Source organism: Nocardiopsis potens DSM 45234 (assembly GCF_000341105.1).
GTDB classification, from domain to species: domain Bacteria; phylum Actinomycetota; class Actinomycetes; order Streptosporangiales; family Streptosporangiaceae; genus Nocardiopsis_A; species Nocardiopsis_A potens.
In genome coordinates this window covers 1-1,553 of the sequence record NZ_ANBB01000117.1, presented here as the reverse complement: position 1 = coordinate 1,553, position 1,553 = coordinate 1, and the positions used below count along the sequence as shown (strand labels likewise).

The following is a 1,553-nucleotide window of genomic DNA, read 5'->3' as shown; positions in this document are numbered from 1 at the left end:
GTGGAGGCGTGGGACCCGATTGGGTAGTAGGTAAGTGATGGGGTGACGCAGTGGGGTAGCTCTACCCGGCGGTGGTTGTCCGGGGGTAAGCGTGTAGCCCGGGGTGCAGGTAAATCCGTGCCCCGCACAAGGGTGAGGCGTGATGCCGAGCTGTTTTCAGTGAAGTGAGTGATCCCGTGCTGTCGAGAAAAGCCTCTAGCGAGTTCGCGGGCGGCCAGTACCCTAAACCGACGCAGGTGGTCAGGTAGAGTATACCGAGGCGTTCGGGTGAACCATGGTTAAGGAACTCGGCAAATTGTCCCCGTAACTTTGGGAGAAGGGGAGCCCTGTCCGGTGATGGCTTTTTCGGTCTGAGCTGGGTGGGGTCGCAGATACCAGGGGGAAGCGACTGTTTATTAAAAACACAGGTCCGTGCGAAGTCGTAAGACGCTGTATACGGACTGACGCCTGCCCGGTGCCGGAACGTTAAGAGGACCGGTTAGATCTTTCGGGGTCGAGGCTGGGAATCTAAGCGCCGGTAAACGGCGGTGGTAACTATAACCATCCTAAGGTAGCGAAATTCCTTGTCGGGTAAGTTCCGACCTGCACGAATGGCGTAACGACTTCCCCGCTGTCTCAACCATGGGCCCGGTGAAATTGCACTACGAGTAAAGATGCTCGTTTCGCGCAGCAGGACGGAAAGACCCCGGGACCTTCACTATAGCTTGACATTGGTGTTTGGGATGGTTTGTGTAGGATAGGTGGGAGCCGGTGAAGCTGTCACGCTAGTGGCGGTGGAGGCGTTGGTGAAATACCACTCTGGCTGTTTCGGGCATCTAACCTTGGGCCGTGATCCGGTTCGGGGACAGTGTCTGGTGGGTAGTTTAACTGGGGCGGTTGCCTCCTAAAGGGTAACGGAGGCGCCCAAAGGTTCCCTCGGCCTGGTTGGCAATCAGGTGTTGAGTGTAAGTGCACAAGGGAGCTTGACTGTGAGACGGACGTGTCGAGCAGGTGCGAAAGCAGGGACTAGTGATCCGGCACCGGCGTGTGGAAGCGGTGTCGCTCAACGGCTAAAAGGTACCCCGGGGATAACAGGCTGATCTTCCCCAAGAGTCCGTATCGACGGGATGGTTTGGCACCTCGATGTCGGCTCGTCGCATCCTGGGGCTGGAGTTGGTCCCAAGGGTTGGGCTGTTCGCCCATTAAAGCGGCACGCGAGCTGGGTTTAGAACGTCGTGAGACAGTTCGGTCCCTATCCGCTGCGCGCGTTGGAGACTTGTGAAGGGCTGTCCCTAGTACGAGAGGACCGGGACGGACGAACCTCTGGTGTGCCAGTTGTTCCGCCAGGAGCATGGCTGGTTGGCTACGTTCGGGAGGGATAACCGCTGAAAGCATCTAAGTGGGAAGCCTGCTTCGAGATGAGGTCTCCTGCCCTTTCGAGGGGGTAAGGCTCCCGGTAGACGACCGGGTTGATAGGCCGGGTGTGGAAGCGTTGTGAGGCGTGGAGCTGACCGGTACTAATAGGCCGAGGGCTTGTCCGCCGCAGATGCTGGGTGTTCGCGCACACTGTTTTT

The 1,553-nt window shown here is 58.3% G+C and carries 1 rRNA gene; it reads left to right on the top strand.

Annotation, left to right across the window (positions count from 1 at the left end):
- Positions 1 to 1,520: ribosomal RNA gene (locus D459_RS0130150) — 23S ribosomal RNA — on the top strand; the annotation flags it as partial.
- Positions 1,521 to 1,553 lie beyond the last annotated feature (33 nt).